The sequence below is a fragment of the Methylobacterium sp. 190mf genome, from assembly GCF_900107945.1.
Lineage (GTDB): Bacteria > Pseudomonadota > Alphaproteobacteria > Rhizobiales > Beijerinckiaceae > Methylobacterium.
This window is the reverse complement of record NZ_FNVI01000017.1, coordinates 80,449-103,954: the sequence shown is the minus strand read 5'-3', so window position 1 is coordinate 103,954 and position 23,506 is coordinate 80,449. Positions and strand designations below refer to the sequence as shown.

The 23,506-nt window shown below is 73.4% G+C and carries 22 protein-coding genes; 4 read left to right on the top strand and 18 right to left on the bottom strand.

The window, feature by feature from the left end; translation table 11 throughout:
* Positions 1–97: 97 nt before the first annotated feature.
* The 5 genes from C4T42_RS20220 to C4T42_RS20200 all read right to left on the bottom strand — a co-directional run bounded on the left by C4T42_RS20220 (position 98) and on the right by C4T42_RS20200 (position 6,525).
* Positions 98–1,621, bottom strand: coding sequence for an altronate dehydratase family protein (locus tag C4T42_RS20220; RefSeq protein WP_091978743.1), 1,524 nt, complete (start codon positions 1,619–1,621; stop codon positions 98–100).
* Positions 1,622–1,667: 46 nt separating this feature from the next.
* Positions 1,668–2,978 (bottom strand): MFS transporter, encoded by a 1,311-nt coding sequence (locus C4T42_RS20215; RefSeq protein ID WP_103985755.1) that lies wholly within the window; start codon positions 2,976–2,978, stop codon positions 1,668–1,670.
* Between the two features lie 107 nt (positions 2,979–3,085).
* The gene (locus C4T42_RS20210; RefSeq protein ID WP_103985754.1) at positions 3,086–4,156 is read right to left on the bottom strand and encodes a malate/lactate/ureidoglycolate dehydrogenase; all 1,071 of its coding nucleotides are present in this window, start codon (positions 4,154–4,156) and stop codon (positions 3,086–3,088) included.
* Between the two features lie 120 nt (positions 4,157–4,276).
* On the bottom strand, positions 4,277–5,776 hold the full coding sequence (locus tag C4T42_RS20205) for a M81 family metallopeptidase (RefSeq protein WP_103985753.1): 1,500 nt from the start codon (positions 5,774–5,776) through the stop codon (positions 4,277–4,279).
* A gap of 32 nt (positions 5,777–5,808) precedes the next feature.
* A complete protein-coding gene (locus C4T42_RS20200; protein ID WP_020094581.1) occupies positions 5,809–6,525 on the bottom strand; it encodes a DUF1194 domain-containing protein in 717 nt (238 codons plus the stop codon).
* A gap of 222 nt (positions 6,526–6,747) precedes the next feature.
* Between C4T42_RS20200 and C4T42_RS20195 the strand changes: the two genes are divergently transcribed.
* Positions 6,748–6,969: a hypothetical protein gene (locus C4T42_RS20195; protein ID WP_020094582.1), complete on the top strand. Its 222-nt coding sequence runs from the start codon at positions 6,748–6,750 to the stop codon at positions 6,967–6,969.
* A gap of 18 nt (positions 6,970–6,987) precedes the next feature.
* Here the strand turns inward: C4T42_RS20195 and C4T42_RS20190 are convergent, their stop codons facing one another.
* From C4T42_RS20190 to C4T42_RS20145, 10 genes are all read right to left on the bottom strand, one after another.
* A complete protein-coding gene (locus C4T42_RS20190; RefSeq protein WP_020094583.1) occupies positions 6,988–7,755 on the bottom strand; it encodes a DUF1223 domain-containing protein in 768 nt (255 codons plus the stop codon).
* Positions 7,756–7,762: 7 nt separating this feature from the next.
* A complete protein-coding gene (locus C4T42_RS20185; RefSeq protein ID WP_020094584.1) occupies positions 7,763–8,779 on the bottom strand; it encodes a lipid A biosynthesis lauroyl acyltransferase in 1,017 nt (338 codons plus the stop codon).
* Between the two features lie 139 nt (positions 8,780–8,918).
* The gene (locus C4T42_RS20180) at positions 8,919–9,941 is read right to left on the bottom strand and encodes a zinc-binding dehydrogenase (RefSeq protein ID WP_020094585.1); all 1,023 of its coding nucleotides are present in this window, start codon (positions 9,939–9,941) and stop codon (positions 8,919–8,921) included.
* 11 nt (positions 9,942–9,952) lie between these two features.
* A complete protein-coding gene (locus tag C4T42_RS20175; RefSeq protein ID WP_026605165.1) occupies positions 9,953–10,240 on the bottom strand; it encodes an SH3 domain-containing protein in 288 nt (95 codons plus the stop codon).
* 32 nt (positions 10,241–10,272) lie between these two features.
* Positions 10,273–11,040, bottom strand: coding sequence for an SDR family NAD(P)-dependent oxidoreductase (locus C4T42_RS20170; RefSeq protein ID WP_020094587.1), 768 nt, complete (start codon positions 11,038–11,040; stop codon positions 10,273–10,275).
* Positions 11,037–12,320 (bottom strand): beta-ketoacyl-ACP synthase, encoded by a 1,284-nt coding sequence (locus C4T42_RS20165; protein ID WP_042672173.1) that lies wholly within the window; start codon positions 12,318–12,320, stop codon positions 11,037–11,039. Before C4T42_RS20165 ends, C4T42_RS20170 begins: the two co-directional genes overlap by 4 nt.
* Positions 12,321–12,419: 99 nt before the next feature.
* A complete protein-coding gene (locus tag C4T42_RS20160) occupies positions 12,420–13,676 on the bottom strand; it encodes a Zn-dependent hydrolase (RefSeq protein ID WP_181049195.1) in 1,257 nt (418 codons plus the stop codon).
* Positions 13,677–13,802: 126 nt separating this feature from the next.
* A complete protein-coding gene (locus C4T42_RS20155; protein ID WP_020094590.1) occupies positions 13,803–14,264 on the bottom strand; it encodes a tellurite resistance TerB family protein in 462 nt (153 codons plus the stop codon).
* Between the two features lie 230 nt (positions 14,265–14,494).
* Entirely contained in the window at positions 14,495–15,661 is a 1,167-nt protein-coding gene (locus tag C4T42_RS20150) for a carboxylate-amine ligase (protein WP_020094591.1), read from the bottom strand.
* Between the two features lie 90 nt (positions 15,662–15,751).
* The gene (locus C4T42_RS20145) at positions 15,752–17,269 is read right to left on the bottom strand and encodes a CYTH and CHAD domain-containing protein (RefSeq protein WP_020094592.1); all 1,518 of its coding nucleotides are present in this window, start codon (positions 17,267–17,269) and stop codon (positions 15,752–15,754) included.
* A 375-nt stretch (positions 17,270–17,644) separates the two neighbouring features.
* Here C4T42_RS20145 and selB point away from each other — a divergent pair, with 375 nt between their 5' ends.
* Positions 17,645–19,582 carry a selenocysteine-specific translation elongation factor gene (gene selB / locus C4T42_RS20140; RefSeq protein ID WP_244603240.1) on the top strand — a complete coding sequence of 646 codons (1,938 nt, stop codon included), beginning with the start codon at positions 17,645–17,647 and terminating at the stop codon, positions 19,580–19,582.
* A gap of 83 nt (positions 19,583–19,665) precedes the next feature.
* Here selB and C4T42_RS20135 read toward each other — a convergent pair whose 3' ends face one another.
* The 3 genes from C4T42_RS20135 to C4T42_RS20125 form a co-directional block, all read right to left on the bottom strand.
* Entirely contained in the window at positions 19,666–19,965 is a 300-nt protein-coding gene (locus C4T42_RS20135) for a hypothetical protein (RefSeq protein WP_091680741.1), read from the bottom strand.
* A 98-nt stretch (positions 19,966–20,063) separates the two neighbouring features.
* Positions 20,064–20,342 carry an MSMEG_0570 family nitrogen starvation response protein gene (locus tag C4T42_RS20130; RefSeq protein WP_026605168.1) on the bottom strand — a complete coding sequence of 93 codons (279 nt, stop codon included), beginning with the start codon at positions 20,340–20,342 and terminating at the stop codon, positions 20,064–20,066.
* Positions 20,335–21,561, bottom strand: a complete 1,227-nt coding sequence (locus tag C4T42_RS20125; protein ID WP_103985750.1) for an MSMEG_0565 family glycosyltransferase — start codon at positions 21,559–21,561, stop codon at positions 20,335–20,337. Before C4T42_RS20125 ends, C4T42_RS20130 begins: the two co-directional genes overlap by 8 nt.
* A 333-nt stretch (positions 21,562–21,894) precedes the next feature.
* Here C4T42_RS20125 and C4T42_RS20120 point away from each other — a divergent pair, with 333 nt between their 5' ends.
* Positions 21,895–22,704 carry a GDSL-type esterase/lipase family protein gene (locus C4T42_RS20120; RefSeq protein WP_042669649.1) on the top strand — a complete coding sequence of 270 codons (810 nt, stop codon included), beginning with the start codon at positions 21,895–21,897 and terminating at the stop codon, positions 22,702–22,704.
* A gap of 124 nt (positions 22,705–22,828) precedes the next feature.
* Positions 22,829–23,356, top strand: a complete 528-nt coding sequence (hslV, locus tag C4T42_RS20115; protein WP_020094598.1) for an ATP-dependent protease subunit HslV — start codon at positions 22,829–22,831, stop codon at positions 23,354–23,356.
* Positions 23,357–23,506 lie beyond the last annotated feature (150 nt).

The following is a 23,506-nucleotide window of genomic DNA, read 5'->3' as shown; positions in this document are numbered from 1 at the left end:
CGAAGCAATCCAGGGCTGCGCCACACTCACCGAAGTTTCGCCTCCCCGGATCGCCGCGCTGCGCTCGCGATGACGGCGGAGCGCGCGCCCCGCTCCCTCACACGGTCGCGCCGATCTGCCAGGGGGCGAATTCCGACGCGCCGAAATCGAACTGCTCGCTCTTCGTCCGCTCGCCGCCGGCGACCCGCAGGATGAGGTCGAAAATCCGGTGGCCGGCCTGCTCCACGCTCTCCGCGCCGTCGAGGATCGTGCCGCAATTGACGTCCATATCCTCCTCGAGTCGACGGTACATGGCCGAGTTGGTGGCGATCTTGATCGAAGGCGACGGCTTGCAGCCGAACACGCTACCGCGGCCGGTGGTGAAGCAGACGAGGTTCGCGCCGCCCGCGACCTGCCCGGTCGCCGAGACCGGGTCGTAGCCGGGCGTGTCCATGAAGACGAAGCCCTTGGCGGTGACGGGATCGGCGTAGCGCAGCACGTCGACCAAGTTGGTGCTGCCGGCCTTCGCCATGGCGCCGAGGGACTTCTCCAGGATCGTGGTCAGGCCGCCGGCCTTGTTGCCCGGCGACGGGTTCGCGTCGATCTCCGAGCCCTCCTTGCGGGTGTACTCCTCCCACCAGTGCATCAGGTCGACGAGCTTCTGGCCGACCTCCGGGCTGATAGCGCGGCGGGTGAACAGGTGCTCGGCGCCGTAGGTCTCGGTGGTCTCCGACAGGATCACCGTGCCGCCGTTCCGCACCACGAGGTCGCTGGCGATCCCCAGCGCCGGGTTGGCCGACACGCCGGAATACCCGTCCGAGCCGCCGCACTGCAGGGCGACGATCAGCTCGCTCGCCGGCACCGGCTCGCGGTGGACCACGTTCGCTTCGGCCAGGATGCCGGTCACGAACTCGATCCCGGCCTCGACGGTCTTCCGGGTGCCGCCGAGGCTCTGGATGTTCATGCTGCGGATCCGGCCGCCGAGCCCCTGCTCCTCCAGGAAGGCGCCGATCTGGTTCACCTCGCAGCCGAGCCCGATCATGACGATGTGGGAGAAGTTGACGTGCCGCGCGTAGCCCGCGAGCGTCCGCCGCAGGAGCCGGAGCGGCTCGCCCATCGCCATGCCGCAGCCGGTCTTGTGGGTCAGCGCCACGACACCGTCGACGTTGGGATAGGGGGCGAGCGGGTCGAGGCCGAGGATCGGGTGCCGCCGGAACGCGTCGGCGATCAGGTCGGCGACGTGCGCGCTGCAATTCACCGAGGTGAGGATGCCGACGTAGTTGCGCGTCGCCACGCGCCCGTCGGGGCGGCGGATGCCCTGGAAGGTCGCGGGCGGCGTCACCAGCTGGGTCGGCCTCGCATCGACCCCGAACGCGTAGTCCCGGGCGAACTCGCCCATCCCGAGATTGTGGACGTGGACGTGGCGGCCGGCCGCGATGTCCGCCTTGGCGAAGCCGATGATCTGCCCGTACTTGGTCACCGGCTCGCCGCTCCGGTGGGCCCGGACCGCGACCTTGTGGCCGGCCGGGATCCGCTCCGCCGCCGCGACGCCGTCGGCGACCGGCGTTCCCGGCTCGATGGCGCCGCGGGCCACGGCCACGCCGTCGGCGGGGCGGAGGGTGATCACGGGATACGTGGACATCGGTCTCTCCTCGGATGCCGTCGCGCCGGTCGCCGTCACCGCGCCGTCACCGCGCCGCTTCGGGGCGCAGGGCCGGGGCGCGAGCGTCGCGGACCGGCAGCGGCGCGATCTCGCCGACCACGAACAGGTAGATGAAGGCGCCCAGCAGGCAGAACCCGCCGGCCACGATCAGGGGGATCACGAACGAGCCCTGGGTGACCGTCAGCATGACGCCGGTGAAGGTCGTCGTCACGATCCCGGCGACGTTCGACGCGAAGTTCTGGATGCCGCCGATCGAGGCCACGTGGGCCGGGGTCGGCGCCACGTCGCCGGGTAGCGCCCAAATCGAGGCCGCCGTGAAGGCGAGGCTGCCGTAGGCGACCGCGAAGCACAGCAGCGCCACGTAGATGTTGGGCGCGATGATCGACAGGGTGATCACCGACGACATTAGCATGCCGCCGACGAGGCAGGTCTTGCGGGCGGCGGTGAGGCTCCAGCCACGGCGGTAGAGCGCGTCCGACGCGAAGCCGCCGAGCCAGCCCGCGGGGATCGACGCCAGGGCGGGCAGGCTGCCGAGCGTGCCGAGCTCCGCCAGGGAGAAGCCCCGCGCCTTGACCAGATAGGTCGGGAACCACGTGATGAAGAAGTAGATCACGAAGTTGAGGCAGAAGAAGCCGGCCATCATCCCCCAGACCGTGCGGTAGCGGAACAGCGACAGCCACGGCACCTGGTTCTGGGCGTCCGCCGCGTCGATGGTCTTCGGCCGCTCCTGCGCGGCCCGGAGCCGGGCGAGCTCCTCCGGCGACACCTTCGGGTGGATCTCGGGCTCGCGGTAGAGCCACATCCAGAACACCGCCCAGACGAAGCCCAGCACGCCGGTGACGACGAAGGATTCCCGCCAGCCCAGCGTCGCGATGACCCAGGAGACCAGCGGGATCGCCAGGGCGGAGCCCACCCGGGAGCCGCTGTCGAAGATGCTGCTGGCGAAGCTGCGCTCGCTGCGCGGGAACCACGAGGCCGCGACCTTGGCGAAGGACGGGTAGGCCCCGGCCTCACCGATACCGAGCAGCATGCGCAGGCCGAGCAGGGACAGGAACCCCCGTCCGACCGCGGTCAGCGCCGTGCAGGCCGACCACCAGACCACCGCGACGACGAGGGAGAGCCGCGCGCCGACCCGGTCGGCCACGTAGCCGAAGGGCAGCTGCATGATCGCGTAGGTCCAGAAGAAGCCCGACAGGATCAGGCCCATGTCGGTGGCGTCGAGCCCGAGTTCCTTGGTCATGGATGGCGCGGCGACCGCGAGGTTGGCGCGGTCGATGTAGTTGATGGCGTTGGCGGCCATGCAGAGGCCGATCATGAGCCAGCGCAAGCGAGGCATCGTGGGCTCCTCCCGTCTTCCGGGTATGGCGTCCCCGGTCCGTGCGGCGCCCCCGTTGAGGCCGGGGGTCGCCGCCGAGCGTGGTGTCGTGCCGGGTCGTTCCCGGCTCAGGTGCGATAGGCGTTGCCGTCGAGGCCGTGCGGCCGGCCGGCGGCGAGAAGGGTCTCCCAGACGGGTTCGGGCAGCGGCACGCCCTCGGCGAGGCGCTCGGCGCGCATCCGCCGCTCCGGCTCGCCGGGCAGCAGGACCTCGGCACCCGGCATCGGCTTGGCGCTCTTGAAGAACTCGAGATAGGCCCGCGTCTCGGCGGCGAGGGCGTCCTCGGTGCCGAGGGCCGACGGCGTGACGTAGATCGACAGCATGCCGTTGCAGATCCGCCGCTGCCCGGGACCGGCCGTGCCCGAGCCGGTGAGCGCGCCGGCCAATAGCTCGCACATCAGCGCGAGGCCGGAGCCCTTGTGCTCGCCGAAGGCCCGGATCGCACCCGCCCCGCGCTGGTTGTCGCGCTCGACGCCCTCCAGCGGGCCGAACAGGGTCGCCGGGTCGGCGCTGAGGCGGCCGTCGGGCTCGATCAGCGCGCCCTCGGGCAGCGGCTTGCCGCCCCTCGAGGCGACGAGCACCTTGCCCTCGGCGACCAGCGACGTGGCGAAGTCGAGGATGATCGGGTCGCCTCCTGGAACCGGGAAGCCGGCCGCGAAGGGCGCCGTCGAGAAGCGGCGCTCCACGGAGCCGAACGGCGCCACGAGGAGGCTCCCCGCCACGTTGACGAAATGGACCGAGACGAGCCCCGCCGCCGCCGCCCGCTCGGCCCACTCGCCGATCCGGCCGATATGCCCGGCATGCCGCAGGGCGATGATCGCGACGCCGCTCGCCCGCGCCTTGGCGATCCCGAGATCGACGGCGACGGGGCCGGCCGTCTGCCCGAACCCGTAATGGGCGTCGACGAGTGCGAAGTTCGGCGCGTCGGTCACGATCTCGGGCGTGCGGCCGGCCTCGACCTCGCCGGCGCGCAGCCACTCGATGTAGCGGGTGACGCGGACGACGCCGTGGCTGTCGTGGCCGGTGAGGTTCGCCGCCACGAGGAAGCGGCCGATGCGCTCGGCCTCCGGCTCGGCGCAGCCCTCGCGCACGAAGATGTCCCGCACGTAGGCGGTCAGCCTGTCGGCCGGAATCCGCATCCCGTCTCTCCCTCGCCGCGCCTCACCGAGCGCGTACGGGATGAACCTAGCGCCCTCGCACGTGCGGGGCGAGCACCGGCGGGTGACGGCGGCCGCCACCTGTCGTCCCCGCCGGACCGGTCACGGGTCGGACGGGACGGGCCCGGGCGGGTCGCCGTAGGGGAAGAAGTCGGCGGCCCGCATCTGCGCGTAGGCGAGGTGATCGAGGCGCACCGTGCCGAGGAACGGCTCCGGCGGCTCCACCAGCAGGATCGTGCGGGCGTAGCCGCTGTCGTCGAAGCCGCGCCGGAAATGCACCCGCGACTTGATCGCCACGACGTCGAAATCCGCCGGGTCCAGGCCGAGCCGCCACAGCTCGTCGGGCTCGACGATCTGCGCGAGCTGCGGGCTCAGCACGAGGACGTTGCCGGCCCCGAACGCGACGCAGATCCAGGTGCCTCCGCCGCCGCTGCCGGCGACGCCGGGCTCCGGCGCGGCGACGACGCGCAGCACGGTCCCGGTGATGCGCACCGGGTCGCCCGCGGACGGGTCGCCGCCACCGCCGACCGGCGCGTCGAACGTGTCGCCGGCCGCGAGGGACCCCGCCGCGATGTCGGGGGACGCCACCGTGGCGACCAGGGTGCGGGCGAGGCACTGCCGGAGGATCTCGCGCAGCAGCCAGGTCGCCCGGCCCGACCGGTCGCTGTGGTCAGCGAGGACCACCGGGGCGGCGCCCTCCGCCACCGCCGCCCGGGCGAGGCGCACGCCGTCGGCGATCGTGTGGATCCGCGTCGCCTCGAGCAGCGCGCGCCGCTGCCGCCACGCGAAATCCGCGACATCCCGCGCCACCCGCTCGGCGAGGGCCGGGTCGTCGTCGGTGATCGCCTGCACGGTCATCCCGCCGTCCGGGGCGTCGCCCCACGGGAAGCCGAAGAAGACGTTCACGTACACGTCCGGCTCGCGCGCCTCCCAGACGAGGGCCCGCTGCACGAGGTCGGACCACGGTGCGGCGCCGGTCCACTGCACGACGGTCGGCGAGAGGATCGGCACCTTGAGGGTCCGGTGCGCCGGCCGGAAGTCGCCGCGCACGGCGCGCACCAGCATCCGGGCGGCCCGCTGCCCCTGCAGGTGGCCGTCGTAATGCGGGAAGTACTTCACCGCGAAAGCCATGTCGGCGTGGTCGAGGAAGGCGGCGTCCTCGTTGCCGTGCAGGTCGAAGGTCCCGACCAGGATCGACCCCTCGCCCACCGCGGCGCGCACCTGGCGGGCGATGTCGGCCTCCGGCCTGGGGACGCCGCGCACCGCCATCGCGCCGTGCAGGGCGAGATAGACCCCGTCGAACGGGCCCTGCGCCCGCAGCTCCGCCACCATCTGCCCGAGGAAATGCGCGTAGGCGTCGGCGGTGATCCAGCCCGAGGCGGTGCCGGTGCGCGGCCAGAGCGGCGAGGTGATCCCCACGAGCTCGACGCCGTCGTACTCCCGCGCCACCTGCACGAAGCCGCCCATGTAGCCCTTGGGATCGGTGGCGAGCAGCGCGGCCCCGGCGGCCGGTGAGCCGGGATAGATGAAGTCGTCCCGGGTCGTGTCGTTCGGCAGGAACGTGACGGTCTCGTGCGTGAACTGGAGGACGGCAAGGCGCATCGATGGTCGGTCCTCTGGGATCCGGGTGACGGTCAGGAGATCTCGCGCACGAGCTTCGCGATGAGCGAGCGTCCGAAGGCCGCGAAGCTCTCGGCGGTCATCACGAAGGCGCCCTCCCCGCCGATCACGACGCTCCGGTAATACGCGGCCAGGCCGCCCGCCGGATTGGTATGCTCTTTCAGGAAGGCCGGCATCCCCTCGGGTTCGGTGAGGATGACGATGCCGTTCACCGTGATGCCGGCCGCCACGGCGGCGTCCCGGGCCTCGGCGATGGGCCGCCCGGCATTGCCGGTGCCGTCACCGGAGATGTCGATCACCCGGCGCTCGGCGCGGAACGGCGCGCGGGCCAGAAGGTCGGCGGCGAAACCGATCGCGGACCCGATGGCGGTGCGTCCGTAGAACGGCCGCGGCACCGCGCGGAGGCGCGCCGCGAAGGCGGCCGCGTCCTGCGCCGAGGCGATCACCATCCAGTCGACCGCGACCTGCTGCTCGCCGGGTCCGGCCCAGTCGAACAGGGCGACGCCGATGCGCCCGGTCAAGCCGTCGCCGATGGCGCGCAGCACGCGCGGGTCGCCGAAGGCCTCGGCGTAGCCGCGGCGCTCGAGGTCGAACCGGGCCTCGCTGATGCTGAGCGACACGTCCACCGCGAGGACGAGGAGGAGGTCGACGCCCGTATCCGCGGCGCGGGCGGGGCGGCCGGCCAGCGACAGGGCGGCGAACATCCCGGACAGGAACGGGCGTCGCCGCATGGCCGACCCTCGATCTCGGGCGCCCGCGCGGGACGGCGGGCCGCTCACCCATGCAACGAGCCTGCCGACCCGCCGGTTCGAGCGCTCCGGCCGCGACGCGCGAAGGTTCCGCTCCCGCGGCGCGGACCCGCGCCGCTTTCGGCCGCATCACGGGCCGGAGCGGCCGCCCTACCTGCCGCGGATCGGGGCGCCGCCGGCGCCGCCCACCCAGAGACAGTCGTCATGCAGCGTGTTCGCCGAATCGGTCGTGCCATCGAGAACGGGATCGTCGGAGCCGTGACCGGGACGGTCGCAGGCGTCAGCCGGATGATCGACGGGCTGATCGGGCTGGTGGGCCGCCTGTCCGAGCGCCTCGACGCTCGCCTGTCGTCGCTCGCCGACGCGTCCCGGGCGCGCCACCGGCGCGAGGGCCGCCGGCAGATCGACCCGATCTCGCTGGAGTAGCAGCGCGCGACCCCGCGCCTAGAGCCCCGGTCCCTTGGCGGCCCCGAAGATGCGGCCCGGCTTGCCGTCGGCCGCGCCCTGGAGCAGGACGACCCAGCTGTCCGCGTCGGCGACGCGGGCCTGGGTGTCGGGCACCTCGAAGCGGGTCGGCTGGCCCGTCCAGGGACCGAGCCGCTGCATGCCTCGGACGACGTTGACGTAGGTCGCCGTCCGGCCGCCGTTCTCCCCGGACTGGATCGCGATGGCGCGGCTGCGGAGCACGGGCACCAGCCAGACGTCGCCGCGGATCTCGGTCTTGGCCTCCGGGGCCGCCCCGACCTCCACTAGGATCCGGTCGCCGTTGGTCTCCCCGCGCACCGGCACCGGCAGCCCGCCGTGCTGGCAGGCATCGCGGATCAGGCGCTCCAGGGCCGGCCGGTCGGACCCGACGGCGAAGCCGTTGCCGTCGACCACGACCTGGGGCGTGAACACCTGTCGGGCCCCGCGGCCCCGCGCGTAGGCGCGCTGGCGCTCGGTCAGCGGCCGCAGCGCGAGCGTGTCCTTCCAGCCGAGATAGTCCCAGTAGGTCACCGGCAGGGTCAGGGCGATGACGCCGGGCTTGTGGGCGAGGTCGCGCAGGACCGGGTCGGCGGAGCGGCAGGCGCCGCAGCCCTGGCTGGTGAAGAGCTCGACCACGGCGCGGACGGGCTCGGCCCGCGCCGGCATCGCGGCCAGCGTCGCGCAGGCAAGCAGCGCGGCGCGCAGCGCGCGGCGGTCGCGGGTCGGGGCGCGGTGCCGGGGCGTCATCGATCCATCAGACCGTCTGCGAGGCCGAAGGTGAAATCACGTTGGCTTGAGAGATCTCTACTGTCGGTTGAAGTGGCGCCGGCGCCACTCTCGGCTTGGGCAGCATGTCGGGCCGCCAGCGGCGATGCATCCACAGCCACTGGCCGGGGTTCTCCCGCACCCAGCCCTCGACCACGGCCGTCATCGCCTGCATGGCGCCGGCGACGTCGATGGTCCCGTCGGCCGCCCTGGGCAGGTCCAGGGGCGGCGTCAGCTCGAGGCGGAAGCGGCCCTCCGGCAGGCGCACGACGCGCACGCCGTGCACCGGGCAGTCGTAGTGGCGGGCGAGCTTGGCCAAGAGGGGGTTGGCGAGGCATGGCCGGCCGAGGAACTCCACCACGACGCCGCGGGTGAAGTGCTGGTCGATCAGTTGACCCAGGTGGCCGCCGGTCTCGACCACGTCGCGCATGGCGAAGACGGCGCCCGGCGTGGAGGCGGCGAGCCCGCCCATCGTCCGGCGGCGGACCTCCTGGACGAGGCGCGCGGCGGCGGGGTTGTTCGGCGGCCGGAACACCGCGGTGGCGTCCAGGCCGAAACGGGCCGCGCAGATCGCCGGCAATTCCCAGTTCGCCAGATGCGCCGAGAAGATCAGACCGGGCCGGCCATCGTCGCGCAGGGCGTAGAAGTGCTCGATCCCGGCGACCTCCGTCCGCAAGTCGCCGGTGGCGGCGGGATCGTAATCGAACAGGCTGTCGAGATGGGCGTACTCGGCCCCCGTCCGGCCGAGATTGTCCCAGGCCTCAAGGGCGATCCGCTTCCGCTCCGCCTCCGACATGTCGGGGAAGGCCGCCCGGAGGTTCGCCATCGCCGTGCGGTGCGCCGGCAGGAGCGGTCCGAGGGTTCGCAGGAGCGCGGCGCCGAGTGCCGTGGACCGGACCGGCCCGAGGATCCGGGCCAGCAGCACCAGGGCGCGGATCACCGGGATCATCGCGAAGCCCGCGAGGCGCGGGTACGACCGTTTGAGCAGGAGGGCGAGACGCAGCACAGTCGATTCCAGAGAACGGTACGGGCGGCCCCCCAGCGCACCCGTACAGCGACGTTTACGACAAGTCTCCCGCAGCGCGAAATGCGGATCGCCGCACCCGGTGACGGTGCGGCGCCGGGCGGGTGCGCCGCTGCCGGCGCTACAGGCTGACGAGGATCTTGCCGAACACCCGGCGCGATTCGAGGCGCTCCAGACCCTGCGCGAAATCCGCCAGCGGGTACACGGTATCCACCACCGGTCGAATGCCCGCTTCCATCTTGGCGAGGGCCTGCCCGATATTCGCGAGCGAGCAGCCGAACGAGCCGGTGATGCGGTACTGCTGCTGGAACAGCTGCATCAGGTTCATGGTCGCCGAGACGCCCGAGGTCGATCCGCAGGTCACGAGTCGGCCGCCGCGCTTCAGGCAGAGCAGGGAGCCGTTCCAGGTATCGGCGCCGACATGCTCGAACACCACGTCGACGCCCTTGCGCTTCGTGAGCCGGCGGACCTCGCCCTCGAAGCGCTCGGTGCGGTAGTTGATGACGTGGTCGGCGCCGAGCTCGGCGGCCTTGCGACCCTTCTCGTCGTCGCCGACCGTCGTGTAGACGGTGCAGCCGATCGCCTTGGCCATGCGGATCGCCGCGGTCCCGATCCCGGAGCCGCCGGCATGGACCAACACGCTCTCGCCGGGCTCAAGGCGCGCGTTGTCGAACAGCATGTGCTGGACCGTGCCGAAGGCGATGCCCGCACAGGCGGCGTCGGTGTCGCTGACGCCGTCCGGCACCTTCACGACGAGGCGGGCCGGCATGGTCACCAACTCCCGGGCGAAGCCGTCGAGATGGAAGCCCATCACGCCGGACACGTCCTCGCAGAGGTTGTCGCGCCCCTCGCGGCAGGCCTTGCACTTGCCGCAGGTCATGGCGCCGTACGGCACGACCCGGTCGCCCGCGACGAGGCCGGTGACGCCCGCCCCGACCGACTCGACGATCCCGGCCGCCTCCGCGCCGACGATCAGCGGCATCTTCCGCTTGGCGAAGGCCATGCCGCGGAAGCCCCAGACGTCGATGAAGTTGAGGCCGACCGCGCGGATGCGGATCCGGACCTCGCCGGCGCCGGGCGCGGGCGGCGGCTCGATCTCGGTGAGGCGCAGGTCGCGGTCGCCGAACAGTTGGAGGGCTCGCATCGTGTCTCTCGTCACTCCGGCGCCAGGTAGCGCCGCCGCGCCCATCCGAGGGCGCGTCCGGCCTTCACCCGGCACCACGTGGTGCGGCTCGGCGTGTCGTTGGTGCAGCCGAAGACCAGGGCGCGGCTGCGGATCTCACCGATCTGCTCGGCGGACGGGTCCGGCTCGGCGCGGATGCTGAGCGGCTCGCCCGGCGGCAGGCCGGAAATTCGGTAGACCTGCGGCTCCGCCCGGGCGTCGCCCGGGGCCAGGAGAGCCGCGCCGCAGAGGGCGGCGGTGAGGGCGAGGCTGGCGCGCATCGGCAGAATCGTCCGGTTCGGCGGCGCCACCGTCAGGTCCGGTGGACACCCATCATGGCGGTCAGGCCGCCATCGACGGGCAGCACGGTCCCGGTGATGTAGGATGCCCCCTCGCCCATCAGGAAGGCCGCCAGCGCCGCGACATCCTCGGGCCGCCCGAAGCGGCCGGCGGGAATCTGGCGCTCCATCCCGTCGCGGTAGGCGGCGTAGCGCTCCATCATGGCGGTGTCGACGAAGCCCGGGGCGATGACGTTGACGGTCACGCCGCGCTTGGCGGTCTCGATCGCCAGGGTGCGGCAATAGGCGATGAGCGCGCCCTTGGTCGCCGCGTAGGCGGCGTTGCCGGCATTGGCCCGCAGGGCGGCCACGGAGCCGACCGCCACGATGCGGCCCGCGCGCGCCCGGGTCATCTCCCGCACCAGCGCCTTGGCGAGGCGCGTCAGCGAGAAGAAGTTGACCTGCATGGCGGCCTCGGCCCGCTCCTGATCGAGCATCGCCGCGAGGGCGTCGCAGGACTGGCCGGCATTGTGGACGAGGCCGTAATAGCCCGCGGCCTCGGCGGTCTCGCAGAAGGTGTCCAGCGCGGCCCGGTCGGCGAGGTCGACGGGATGGGCCGCGAAGGACCGGTCCGGGTAGGTCGTCCGCAGCTCGGCCAGCAGCGCCTGCGCGGCCTCGGCCGAGGCGCGGTAGGTGAAGTCGACGCCGAGGCCGGATCCCGCCAGCGCGCGGACGATCGCGGCGCCGATGCCGGACGCGCCGCCGGTCACGAGGACCCGGCGCGGGGTGTCGGCGGCGCTCACGCGGGCTCCGCGCCGAGGACCAGGCAGGTGTTCTGGCCGCCGAAGCCGAACGAGTTCGACAGCACGGTCCGCACCGGCAGATCGCGGGCGGTCTCCACGATGTCGAGGGCGATGGTCGGGTCCGGCACGCGGTGGTTGATGGTCGGCGGGATGCGGCCGTGGCGGATGGTCAGCAGCGAGACCGCCGCCTCGATGGCGCCGGCCGCCGTGAGGGTGTGGCCGATCATCGACTTGTTGGAGGTGACCGGCAGGGCGGCCGCGCGGTCGCCGAACACGGCCGCGAGGCCCAGGGCCTCCATCTTGTCGTTCTCCGGCGTCGAGGTGCCGTGCGCGTTCACCGTGTCGATCGCCTCGGCCGCCACACCGGCATCGTCCAGGCTCGCCCGGATCGCCGCGATGATCGGCGCGCCGTCGGGGCTGGACCGGGTGCGGTGGAAGCCGTCGCCCTTCTCGCCGCAGCCGAGGACGTAGCCGAGGATCGCGGCGCCGCGCGCGACGGCGGCCTCGGCATCCTCTAGCACCAGGGCGGCCGCGCCCTCGCCCATGACGAACCCGTCCCGGTCCTTCGAGAACGGCTTCGAGGCGGTCGCGGGGTCGTCGTTGCGGGTCGAGAGCGCCGACAGCAGCGAGAAGCGGATCAGCGATTCCGGGTTCACCGAGCCGTCCGTGCCGATGCAGAGCGCCGCCGCGGTCTCGCCGCGCCGGATCGCCTCGACGCCGAGCTGGATCGCCGTGGCCCCCGACGAGCAGGCGGTCGAGAGCGAGATCGGCGAGCCCTTCGTGCCGAAGCAGTCGGCGATGCGATCGGCGACCGTGCCGAAGATGAACAGGTCGTGCCAGGGATCGAAGCGGCGCGTCGCCGCCGCCCGCAGGAGGCCGGCGTAGTCGACCGGGCCGTCGCCGCCCGCGGCCTCGGCCAGGGCCTGCCGCTGCGGCCACTCCATCTCGACCGGCGGGACCGCGATGAACAGGGCGCCCGGGAAATCGCCCCTGGCGCCGATCCCGGCCTGCGCCACCGCCTCCTCGGCGGCGACGGCGGCGAACCGCTCGGACAGGAGCGGCGCGACGAGCGGATCGGTGTCGAGAAAGTCCACCGTCCCGGCGATGCGGGTGCGCAGCGTGTCGGTCGGGAACCGCGCGATCGCGTGGATGCCCGACCGGCCCTCGGTCATGGCCGCCCACGTGTCGGCCTGTCCCTGACCGAGGGAGGAGACGACGCCGATGCCGGTGACCGCGACGAGCGGCCGGCCCCTGGCGTCGCGGTAGGATCGCGCGCTCATGGAGCGGTCCTTACGGGATTTTCCGCCGCGGTACACCTCCGCGCGGGCGGTGCGGCGCGCCCGGCGCCGGGACGACGGGCGCCGTCCCGGCGGGAAGCCTCAGGCGCGCGGCGCGTTGGCGAGGCGGAGCACCGTCTGCAGCAGGACGTCGGCGCCGGCGGCGCAGTCGGCCTGCGTGGCCGATTCCGACTCGTTGTGGCTGACGCCGTCCTTGCACGGCACGAAGATCATCGCCGCCGGGACCTTCGCGGCGAGGTTGCAGGCGTCGTGGCCGGCGCCCGAGATGATCCGGCGGCGCGGATGCCCCAGGCTCTCGGCGGACGCGTCGATCGCCGCCACGATCGCGGGGTCGAACGGCACCGGCTCCTTCCGCCAGATCCGTGTCAGCGCGATCTCCAGATGGCGCCGCGCCGCGATCTCGGCGGCCGCCTCGCCGAGCGCCGCCTCCATCGCGTCGAGGGTCTCGGAGCGCGGGTCGCGCACGTCCACCGTGAAGGCGACCCGGCCCGGCACGACGTTGCGGGAGGGCGCCAGGATCGCGGCCTCGCCGATCGTCGCCACCGCGGTGGGCGCGTGGCCCAGCGCGATCCGCTCGGCGGCCAGGGCGAATTCCGAGAGCGCGAGCAGCGCGTCGCGGCGGCGCGGCATCGGCGTCGTCCCGGCGTGGCTCTCGAAGCCGGTGATCACGCCGTCGAACCACATGATGCCCTGGCCGCCCTCGACCACGCCGATGGTCTTGCCCTCGGCCTCCAGGATCGGCCCCTGCTCGATGTGCAGTTCGACGAAGGCGCCGATCTCCCGCGTGCCGACGGCCTCCACCCCGCGGTAGCCGATGGCGTCGAGGGCCTCCGCCACCATAGTGCCGGCGGCGTCGCGCTTGGCCAGGATCTCGTCCGTGGTGAAGTCGCCCGCGTAGGCCGCCGAGGCCATCATGGCGGGGGCGAAGCGCGAGCCCTCCTCGTTGGTCCAGTTGACCACGAGGAGCGGTGCCTCGGTCTCGATGCCGGCATCGTTCAGGCTGCGCATCACCTCGAGCCCCGCCAGCACGCCGAGGACCCCGTCGAACTTGCCGCCGGTCGGCTGGGTGTCGAGGTGCGAGCCGAAGGCGATCGGCTTGCGGCCCATGTCGCGGCCCGGCCGCAGGGCGTACTGCGTGCCGAGCGCGTCGACCGACACGGTGAGCCCGGCCGCCTCGCAGGCCTCCCGGAACCAGTCGCGGACCTGGCCGTCCTCGGCCGAGAGCGTCAGGCGGTTGATGCCGCCGGCCGGCGTGCCGCCGAATTCCGCGGTCTCCAGGATCGTCGCCCAGAGGCGCGCTCCGTCGGCGCGCAGGTTGTGGGTGTTGCTGAGGCTCATCTCGGCCATGCCGGTTCCTTTCACGGCGGGTCGCCGTGCGACGCTGACGTTATAGGCGGGCGCGACCGACTTGGCAGCGCTCCCACCACGCGCACCCGAGAGCAACCGCGGTGCCAACCGGGCCGGTCAGGCCAGCGGGCGCCGCACCGGGTTGGCGCGCAGGAGCGCGATCGCGTCGACCCGGAGGGCGACGGCGATCTCGCCGAGGGCGCCCGCCTCGATGTTGCTGATCCCGTCCTGGTCGGCGACGTCCGCGGCGATCAGGAAGACGTTCTCGCGCTGGGCCGCGGGCCGCTCGGCGACCGCCGCGACGTGGCGCAGGTTCTCGGCCCGGCCGAGGCGGGTGCGGGCCCGGGCGATGCCCTCGTAGAGCTCCGTCTCCAGCATGAGCGCGTCGTAGCCCTTCATCAGGACCGGGTCGGCCTTCAGGCCGTGCAGGGCGGCGTCGAATTCGGGGCCCGCGACCTCGCCGTCGGCCACGATGACGTTGGCGGCGGCCGAGACCGCCGCGAGCATCAACGCCTTGTCGCCGGCATAGGCCGTCACGGTACGGCCGACATGGCCGAAGAGGTCGCGCAGGAGGCTCATTCCGGAGGGTCGGCCGCGGAGTCGGGGTGGCTGCTGGGACGCGAGGGATAGCAGAGGACGGCACGGAGGGAACCCGTCGCCGCGCGACCGGCCATAAAGGCGCGCGGTACCGGCGGCCAGACATCCTTCGGCAACATGGCCATGCGACTCATACGGCCGACCGCGTCCTCGAGCGCGGCCGACGGAACGCGGCCTCGACGATCCCCCCTCAGCCGGTTCCGCGCCCGTCGTCACGCCGCCGGAGCGATGTTCGGGTGCCCCCCAGGCCCGGACCTCGAGCCGGCGGCGGTCTCCGCCGCGAGATGATCGACCACCGCCGACAGAGCCGCGCGCTCCCGCGCGCCCGACCGGCGCGCGGCCGCGAACACGCCCATCTGCCTGTCGGCGCTGGTCCCCTCCGCCACGATCCGCGCCGCGTGCCCGCAGGCGGCGGCGCAGCCCAGCGCCTCGGCATCCTCGGCGATGTCGGCGAGAAGGGTCTCGACCAGCGCGGAGACCGGCACCGTCCGGACCTGCGCCTCGTCGATGAGCGTCGCGCGCACGCCGTCGCACTCGGCCCGCCAGAGATTCTCCATGACGAAGCCGCGGGAGGCGGCGGTCAGGCCGGCATTGAGCCGCTTGTCCCGGACCACCCGGCGCACGAGGCAGCGGAACAGCGCGGCGATGCACAGCGCGTCGTCGAGGCGCGTGCAGCTGTCGGCGACCCGCAGTTCGAGGGTCGGATATTTCAGCGACGCGCGCACGTGCCACCAGAGATAGCTGGCATCCGCGATGGCGCCCGAGCGGGTCATCACGTCGACGTAGCGGGCGTAGTCGTCGGCATCGGCGAACAGCTCGGGCACGCCCGTGCGCGGCAGCTCGGCGTAGGCGCGCATCCGGTAGCCGGCGAGGCCGGTCAGTTGCCCCTGCCAGAACGGCGAGCCGGTGGAGAGCGCGAGCAGCACCGGCAGGTAGGGCAGCAGCCGGTTGATCAGCCCGACCCGCGCCTCGGGGTCCGGGACCTCCACGTGGACGTGAAGGCCGCAGACGAGGTTGCGCCGGCCGAGCATCCGGAGGTCGGCCATGATCCCGTGGTATCGGGCCTTGTCGGTGGGGCGCTGGTCACGCCAGCGGGCGATCGGATGCGTGCCCGCGGCGAAGGTCAGGATCCCGCGCTCGGCGCCGATCTCCGCGAGGCTGCCGCGCAGATCCGCGAGATGCCCCCGTGCCTCGGCGAGATCGGCGGTCGGCGGCGAGGCCACCTCAACCTGGCACTGGAGCTGCTCGCGCTCGGCGTCGTCGAGGCGGGCCCGCACGGCGGCATGGAAGGCCCGGAGGCCGGCCCGCGGCGTGCCGCGCGTGCGCGCATCGGCCAGGAAGAACTCCTCCTCGATGCCGAACCTGTAGGCGTGGGCCATCCGCGCTCCCTGCCCCGGACGGGCCGATCCGCGTCCGGCGAACGCCGCCGCACCGGCCGGGTTCCGACCGGGCCGGCGGCGCGAGAAGCCTCAGCGCCAGAAGGGCTTGACGTCGAGGAGCTCGGACCGTGCGTCCGCGGCCTCGTCGAGCAATTTCTGTGCCCCCGGATCGTCGGAACCCGGCATCGGCGGTCCCGACAGGCTCTCGGTCATCGCCCGGGCCGTCTCCAGATCGTTGAGCGCGCCGAGATGGTCCTGCAGGTCGGAGAGCGCGGCGCCGAACTTCTCCTGCCGGCGGACCGCCTTCTTCTTCCGGTAGAGACCGGCGAAGAACTCCGCGCCGTAGCGGAGCTTCTTGGCGGCGATCCGCGCCCGGTGCCGCGTGTGCGGATCGAGGTGCCGGAGGCCGCGCCCGCGCTTCTTGAGGCGCGCGCGCGCCTTGTCGAGCACCTGCGCGGCGAAGTGGCGCCCGTCGACGGCCGCGTCGGGGCCGGCGGCCCAGGAGCCCGCCTCGACCCAGCCGGCGAAGTCGATGACGAGCGCGCGCCATTGCGGGCTCTCGAGGGTCTCCGAGACCGCGTCGTACGCGGTGGCGCGCTCCGCCTCGGCGCGCGCGCGCAGGGCGTCCAGGCCGGGCTCGTCGGGGCGCTGTTCCGCGAGATCCGGCAGCGTGTCGCTCAGGAATACGTCGAGGTTGCGGGCGTGGCCGAAGGGCTCGGTGACGCGCTTGATCTCGTCGTTGAAGCCGGCCGCCCGGGGATCGCTCTCCAGCATGGGCCCGAACAGCGACAGCGCCGAGCGCAGGCGGCGCAGGGAGACGCGGATCTGGTGGAGCGCCTCGGGCGGGCGGCCGCCTTCCAGGAAGGCGGTCTCGTTGAGGCGCATGTGGCGCAGGCAGGCGCGCGCCACCCGGCGGAAGACCTCCCCGGCGCTCGCGCCCTCGGGCAGTTCCACCGCCTCGGCCTTCACGACGCCGGGCTCGATCCCGTCGAGGAGCGCGTAGCCGACCGCGCTCTTGGCTTTCACGCCGAGGCGCAGCGGCACGGTCTCGGCCAGCTCCCGCGCCAGCGCGAACAGGTCGGCCGGATCGCCGGACTGGAGTTCCAGCTCGACCTCGCAGAGCGGCGCGACGCCCGAGTCGGTCTCGACATGGCCCTCGTCGAGGGTGACGAGCACGCGCGACTCGCCCTGCGCGACCGGGATCTCTCGGCGCTGCACCACGGTGGCGAACAGCCGCTCCAGCGGCGCGTCGGCCTCGCGCAGGATCGGCCCGGCGGCCGTGTCGGCCCAGGCCGCGGGCTCCGGCGCCTGCCCGGCGATCTCGCTCTCCCACTCGGCCCGGTCGAACAGGCCAACGCCGCCGCTCCCGGCCTTCACGGTCTGGATATGGCGGTCGCCCTTGGCGCGGACGCGCAGGGTCAGGCCGTTCTTCCGGAGCGCGCGATCGGGCGTGTCGTAGTAGGTCGTCACCAGGGATTCGGGCTCGGTCGCCGACGCGTCCTTCAACCGGGGATGGGACGCGAGCGCCGTCAGATCCGGCCCGGCGCAGTCGAGCTTCAGCTCGACCTCGCGGGGCTCCGCCGCGGCGTGGCTATCGGTGTCGCTCATACGCTCCTCTTCGTCGCCTGCCCCGGCTAACGAGCCAGGGATGGGCTCCGGTTGCATCGCATCCTGCGTCGCATCTCGCGGAGCCGGCATCGGGGCGTGACCGTCCGACGCACCCGCGGCAGCAAAGGCGGCGGCGCCGCCGTCGTCAAGCTGGGACGGGACCGGTCGCCCGCGGCGGATGGATGCTGCGCTGCGTTAAAATCGCGCTTTCCCAAAACGGCACGGCGTGGCAAGACAAATTGTCCACAATCCATCTGCCTCGCAGCCCCGGCCCCGACCGCCCGGAGGCGCACACGGCGCCGCGACGCGCCGGCGCGGCGGATTCCCCTTCGAGCGAGCGGTGCGCCCCTTGTGGACGGCGGCACCGCGGAGAAGATGCGGTCGGTGGCTGCTTTGAAGACACTCCTCGTCGGCGTGATCGGGCACGTCGATCACGGCAAGACGGCGCTCGTCCGCGCGCTCACCGGCGTCGAGACCGACCGGCTCAAGGAAGAGCGCGCCCGCGGCGTGTCCATCGTGCCGGGCTTCGCGCTGCTGACCGCCGCGCAGGGCGAGATCGACCTCGTGGACCTGCCGGGCCACGAGCGGTTCGTCCGCGCCATGATCTCCGGCGCCACCGGCATGCGGGCCGTTCTGCTGGCGGTCGACGCCCACGAGGGCATCAAGCCGCAGACGGTGGAGCATCTCGAGATCGCCGCCCTCATCGGCGTGCGCCGCGGTGTCCTGGCGCTGACCAAGGCGGACCTCGCGACGCCCGAGACCGTGGCCGCGCGCGCCGCCGAGATCGCTGCAGCGGCCGCCCGGGCCGGGATCGAGGCCGGCCCGGTCATCGCCACCTCGACCGTGACGGGCGACGGCCTGCCGGAGCTCGCCGCCGCCCTCTCGGCGCTGGTGGCGGAGACGGAACCGGTCCGCGACGACGGCTTCCCCTACCTTCCGGTCGACCGGGTCTTCTCCCGGCCGGGCTTCGGCACCGTCGTGACCGGGACGCTGCGGCGCGGGCCGCTCGCGGTCGGCGACACCGTCGAGATCGCCCCCGGCGGCCGCACCGCCACGGTGCGCGGCCTGCAGATCCACGGGCGCGCGGTCGAGCGCGCCGAGCCGGGGCGCCGCACGGCGGTCGCCCTGCGCGGCATCGACCTCGACCAGATCGCCCGCGGGCAGGCGCTGTCGCTGGCGGGCCTGCTCGCGCAGAGCCCGTGGCTCGACGTGGCGATCACCGCGGCCGCGAGCCTGCCGGATGCTCTGGCGGGCGGCACGGCCTGCCGCCTGCTCTTCGGCACCACCGAGGTCGAGGCGCGGCTGCGGCTGCTCGACCGCGGCGCCCTGGAGCCGGGCGCCAGTACCCAGGCGCAGCTCCACCTCGGCGAGCCGGTGGCGGTGCCGGCGCGGGAGCCCTTCGTGCTGCGGCTCGATTCGCCCTCCGTCACGGTGGCGGGCGGCCGGATCCTCGACCCGGCGAGCCGCCGCCGCCGGCGCCACGATCCCCGGGTCATGGCCGACCTCGCCGCCCTGGCGGCGGGCGGTCCCGCCGAGGCGATCACGGTCCGCCTCGGGCAGCTCGGCGCGGCCGGGGCACCGCTCAACGAACTCGCCCGGATCGCCGGTATCGCGCCGGACCGCGCCCGGCAGGCGCTCTCCGAAGACGGTGCCCACGCGATCGGCGACCGCTTCGTCGGGGCCGCGGCCTTCGAGGCGCTGCGCACCGGCACGCTGGCCGCCCTAGCACACCATCACCGCGACTACCCGATGGAGCACGGCATCGCCCTGGAGCGCCTGTCCCGCGCCCTGGCGCTGCCCGAGGCGGTGACCGGCGCGGTCCTGCGCGACCTCGCGGCCGCCGGCGGCGTCGCCCAGGCTGGCGCCCTGTGGCGACGGGCCGAGTTCGACCCCGCGCGGAACGAGAGCGAGGCCGCCCGCCGGCTGGAGCAGGTCTTCCGCCGGGCCGGCCTCAGCCCGCCCGACGAGGCCGAGGCCATCGGCCGGGACGTGCGCCGCCGCGAGGCGCTGACCTACCTCGTGGGAGCCGGCACGGTGATCCGCGCCGTCGACCGGGTGCAGCGCCGCGCCGTGCTGTTCCACCGGGAAGCGGTGGCCACCGCCAAGAGCCGCCTGATCGACGCCTTCCCGACGGCGCGGACGGCGGAGACCGGATTCCTGGCCCGCGAGGCCGGCGCGACCCTGGGAATCTCGCGCAAGTTCTCGATCCCGCTGCTGGAGCACCTCGACGCCACGGGCTTCACCCGCCGGGCCGGGGATCGTCGGGTGATCGTCGCCCTCGAACCCGGTCGGGCGGTCCCGGACGCCGGCTGACGCGGCGCGCTCGCTGCGCCGGCGTCCCGCACTTCACCCCTCTTCCACGCTCGAGAAACGCGGCAGCGCGATCGGGAACGGTGCTAGTCGTCCACACCCAACCAGTCGCCGCGTCCGGGCTCGTAGCAGGTGTACCCGATCAGGCAGTTCGGGTTGTCGCGGGTCGGCCGAAAGGCGCGCCGCGCGATCTCGGTGGGCTCGCAGAACGAGCGGTCGCGGACGAACCGATCGTAGGTCATGCCGCCGGTCCCGAGGACGAGCGCTCCGCGGGCCTGGATGAGGCGGATCGTCTGCTGGCAGGTCATCGCCGTGGTGGACGGCCGCGTCTGCGCCGCCGCGGGTGACGCGGCCAGCACCAGCACTGCCGCAATCCGGGTCATCATCGCCTGGGCCTCCGCGCGCCGTGGGTCCTGCGGACAACCCGGCGCGCCGCTCGTGCGCGCCGCGTCGCCTCGCCGCACGGCGAAGCCGCGGGCCCTTATCAGTCCTCGAAGGCCTCGACGTGGACGGTCCCGGGCTCCTGGCGGCGGGCGCCCTCCTCGATCCGGGCGAGCTGCGCCTGCGCGCGGCCGCACGGGAACCCGTAGCGGGCGCGAACGCGCTCGCTGGCGATGCCCAGGGCCAGCCGGGTCAGCGCGACGAACTCGTCGAGCGGGTAGTCCTGCCCGACCGCGAGGTGGTCCTTGATCACCAGCGACGGCGAGTAGCAGGCCTCGCGCGTCCCGTCCGGCCACCGGATATGGAAGCGCATCTCAGGCATCGCGCGGGACCCGCAGCGTGTTCCAGGCTGCCGCCCCCGTTGCTGCGGCCATCAACGGCGCGTCCCCGGGCGCGAGCTCCGCATAGGTCGGCAGGTGGCGCGCCGCGCAGGCGTCCCAGACATGCGCCCGGGCGACCTCCCGGCCGGCATTGCGCAGCCGCGCCCGCCGGCTCGGCTCCAGGCTCGCCCGCATGGCCGACGCGATGGCGTCGGTGTCGTCCGGGTTCACCGACAGGGCTTCGCCGGGGGCGATGTACTCGGTGAAGGGCGGCCGGCCCGACACGATCACCGGCGTTCCGCAGGCCATCGCCTCCAGAACGCACAGGCCGTAGCTCTCCGCGAGGGAGGGAGAGACCAGGGTGTCGGCGAGGCGGTAGAGGCCCGGCATGTCCGCCTGCGCCAAGGCGCCGGTTCGGATCACCGGCCGGCCGGGCCCGACCTCGAGCCCCTCGCGCTCGAGCGTGGCGCAGCACCGGGCCTCGTAGCCGGCCTGATCGAGAGGCGGCGCGGCGCCGGCCACGACGAGCTGCGCGTCGGGGCAGGTCCGGCGCAGGGCCGCGAAGGCCTCGACGATCGCCAGCGTGTTCTTGCGCGCCTCGAAGCCGCCGACGCTGAGGAAGACCGGGCCGCCGCCGAGGCCGAGGCGGCGGCGGAGCGCGTCATCCTCCGGCCCGGGATCGGGCGTGAAGGCCGCCCCGTCGACGCCCGTGCCGACCACGTCGGCCCGGGCGCCGTACTCGGCCGCCAGCGTCGCCGCCCAGGTCCGGCTGACGCAGAGCAGGCGCCCGGCATCGAGGATCGCCCGCTCCTCCCACTGCGCGAGCCGCGGATCGGTGAACGTGTCGATCCGATGGACCGTGCGCACGAAGCCCGGGATCAGGCGGCGCCGGGTCAGGGTGGCGAGCGCGTTGCCGCTGATCCGGCACTGGGCGTGGAAGACGTCGAAGTCGCAGGCGGCGGGCGTCGAGAAGTGCGCGAGGTAGTCGGCGATCCGGGCGCCGACCAGCGCGGCGGCCGGTCCCGCGACCGGCTTGGCCGCGACCGAGATCACCGGACACTGCGCCGCGCGGAAGAAGCCGCCGCCGGTCGGGTCGGGCGCGTGGACCACCGCCTCGTGGCCGAGCCTGCCCAGGGCCTCCCCGAGAGCCAGAGCGTGGACCACGCCGCCGCGCGGGTCGGTCGAGTGCGTGAGGATCGCGATGCGCAAGCGGTCGACCATGGGACGGCTCACGGAGCCCCGCGGCCGGTCGGGGGACGCGCCGCGGCCCCGACCGCGCGCTCCGCCGCCCTCTCGGAGACGCGTCGGAACCTGTTCTGCATGGTTCGTGCCGACTCGGCGTCACGCGTGCGGGCGCCACGACGCCAACGTCGCTGGGGTCGACCCGCCGCGCCGATGTTGCCGGGAATCCTCGGGCAAGGGCGCGCCTCCCCACTCATGCCTAATTTTGCGTTACGAATTCAGTGCGTTTTCAAACTCTGCCCGGAACCGCTCTTTTCAGGGCCCTGTGTCAGATTGTATCTACCGCTCACGAGAGCCGGAGCCGTCGGTCCCGTGTCCAAGACGCTGAACACTGTCTTCCCCGCCCGCAGGATGCTGCGCCGCCTGGGCTTGTTGGGCGCCCTCTTGGTCCTTCCGACGGCGGTCCTCGCCTACGCGGACCTGCTGCCCGAATCCCTGGACATGCTGGGCTTCGACCTGGGCGACAGCCCGGACCTGCCCCACGTCGCTCGCCAGATCGCCATCGGCGCCCCGCTCAAGATCGTCGCCTTCGGGTCGTCCTCGACGGAGGGCGTGGGCGCGTCGACCCCGGCCAACGCCTACCCGGCCCGCCTGCAGATCGACCTGCGCAAGAAGCTGCACGGGATGGACGTGGCGGTCATCAACCGCGGCATCGGCGGCGAGCACGTCGACGACATGCTGGCGCGCCTCGACCGCGACGTGATCGCGGCCGAGCCCCAGCTGGTCATCTGGCAGACGGGCAGCAACGACCCGCTGCGCGGCGTGTCGCTCGACCATTTCCGCGAGGCGACCGTGTCGGCGATCCGCCGGATCCGGGACGCCGGCATCGACGTGGTGCTGATGGAGCCGCAATGGTGCCCGAAGCTCGAATCCACGCCGGGCGCCTCGCGCTTCCGCGACGCGGTGCGCAGCATCGGCGACGAGCTCGACGTGCCGGTGATCCGCCGGGCCGACCTGATGCACGGCTGGGTGCGCGAGGGTAAGCTGACGACCAAGCAGCTCTTCGCCGCCGACGGCCTGCACATGGCCGACCGCGGCTACGCGCTCCTGGCCGAGGCCGCCGCGCAGTCGATCCTGCAGGATGCCGGCCCAGTGCGCAGCCCCGAGGCGGTCGCCGAGTAGGCGCGCGATCCCGGCACCGGCTGGACTCGGCCGGCGAAGCTCCCCATCTCGGCGCGATCGAGAGCGGAGCCGAATCTTGAGCCAGGACGCATTCAGGTACGACGACCGGGGCGCCGTCCCCCAGATGCACGCGACCACGATCCTGATGGTCCGCAAGGGCGGCCGCGTCGTCATCGGCGGCGACGGTCAGGTCAGCCTGGGCCAGACCATCGTGAAGGGGAACGCCCGCAAGGTCCGGCGCCTCGCCAAGGGCGCGGTGATCGGCGGCTTCGCCGGCGCCACCGCGGACGCGTTCACGCTGTTCGAGCGCCTCGAAGCCAAGCTGGAGCAGTATCCCGGTCAGCTGACCCGGGCCTGCGTGGAACTCACGAAAGATTGGCGGACGGACCGCTACCTGCGCCGGCTCGAGGCGATGATGCTCGTCGCCGACCGCGAGGTCAGCCTGCTCCTGTCGGGCTCGGGCGACGTGCTGGAGCCCGAGAGCGGCGTCATGGCCATCGGGTCTGGCGGCAATTACGCCTTGGCGGCCGCCCGCGCGCTGGAGGACGGCGACCTCGACGCCGAGGCGATCGTGCGGCGGGCCATGACGATCGCCGCCGAGATCTGCGTCTACACCAACGGAAACCTCGTCATCGAGGCGCTGGATACCTGAGACCCGGCCGGGCGGAGCCGGGCTCGCCGGCTCCGCCGCCGTCGCCGCGCGCTCGATCGCACACGGTGTGCCCGCGTCGCCCGGATCCCGTCGCGGGCGCACGCGCATCGGCGCGGGGTCTGCCCGGCTGAACGCGGGTCATCACAGCTT

Excerpts from the sequence above, each read along its gene's own strand:
- C4T42_RS20160 (WP_181049195.1), bottom strand. The coding sequence starts at position 13,676 with ATGAGCCTCAGCAACACCCACAACCTGCGCGCCGACGGAGCGCGCCTC.
- C4T42_RS20145 (WP_020094592.1), bottom strand. The coding sequence starts at position 17,269 with ATGAGCGACACCGATAGCCACGCCGCGGCGGAGCCCCGCGAGGTCGAG.
- C4T42_RS20150 (WP_020094591.1), bottom strand. The coding sequence starts at position 15,661 with ATGGCCCACGCCTACAGGTTCGGCATCGAGGAGGAGTTCTTCCTGGCC.
- C4T42_RS20210 (WP_103985754.1), bottom strand. The coding sequence starts at position 4,156 with ATGCGGATTCCGGCCGACAGGCTGACCGCCTACGTGCGGGACATCTTC.
- C4T42_RS20125 (WP_103985750.1), bottom strand. The coding sequence starts at position 21,561 with ATGGTCGACCGCTTGCGCATCGCGATCCTCACGCACTCGACCGACCCG.
- hslV (WP_020094598.1), top strand. The coding sequence starts at position 22,829 with ATGCACGCGACCACGATCCTGATGGTCCGCAAGGGCGGCCGCGTCGTC.
- C4T42_RS20180 (WP_020094585.1), bottom strand. The coding sequence starts at position 9,941 with ATGCGAGCCCTCCAACTGTTCGGCGACCGCGACCTGCGCCTCACCGAG.
- C4T42_RS20175 (WP_026605165.1), bottom strand. The coding sequence starts at position 10,240 with ATGCGCGCCAGCCTCGCCCTCACCGCCGCCCTCTGCGGCGCGGCTCTC.
- C4T42_RS20135 (WP_091680741.1), bottom strand. The coding sequence starts at position 19,965 with ATGATGACCCGGATTGCGGCAGTGCTGGTGCTGGCCGCGTCACCCGCG.
- C4T42_RS20165 (WP_042672173.1), bottom strand. The coding sequence starts at position 12,320 with ATGAGCGCGCGATCCTACCGCGACGCCAGGGGCCGGCCGCTCGTCGCG.
- selB (WP_244603240.1), top strand. The coding sequence starts at position 17,645 with ATGCGGTCGGTGGCTGCTTTGAAGACACTCCTCGTCGGCGTGATCGGG.
- C4T42_RS20130 (WP_026605168.1), bottom strand. The coding sequence starts at position 20,342 with ATGCCTGAGATGCGCTTCCATATCCGGTGGCCGGACGGGACGCGCGAG.
- C4T42_RS20195 (WP_020094582.1), top strand. The coding sequence starts at position 6,748 with ATGCAGCGTGTTCGCCGAATCGGTCGTGCCATCGAGAACGGGATCGTC.
- C4T42_RS20200 (WP_020094581.1), bottom strand. The coding sequence starts at position 6,525 with ATGCGGCGACGCCCGTTCCTGTCCGGGATGTTCGCCGCCCTGTCGCTG.
- C4T42_RS20155 (WP_020094590.1), bottom strand. The coding sequence starts at position 14,264 with ATGAGCCTCCTGCGCGACCTCTTCGGCCATGTCGGCCGTACCGTGACG.
- C4T42_RS20205 (WP_103985753.1), bottom strand. The coding sequence starts at position 5,776 with ATGCGCCTTGCCGTCCTCCAGTTCACGCACGAGACCGTCACGTTCCTG.
- C4T42_RS20220 (WP_091978743.1), bottom strand. The coding sequence starts at position 1,621 with ATGTCCACGTATCCCGTGATCACCCTCCGCCCCGCCGACGGCGTGGCC.
- C4T42_RS20215 (WP_103985755.1), bottom strand. The coding sequence starts at position 2,978 with ATGCCTCGCTTGCGCTGGCTCATGATCGGCCTCTGCATGGCCGCCAAC.
- C4T42_RS20190 (WP_020094583.1), bottom strand. The coding sequence starts at position 7,755 with ATGACGCCCCGGCACCGCGCCCCGACCCGCGACCGCCGCGCGCTGCGC.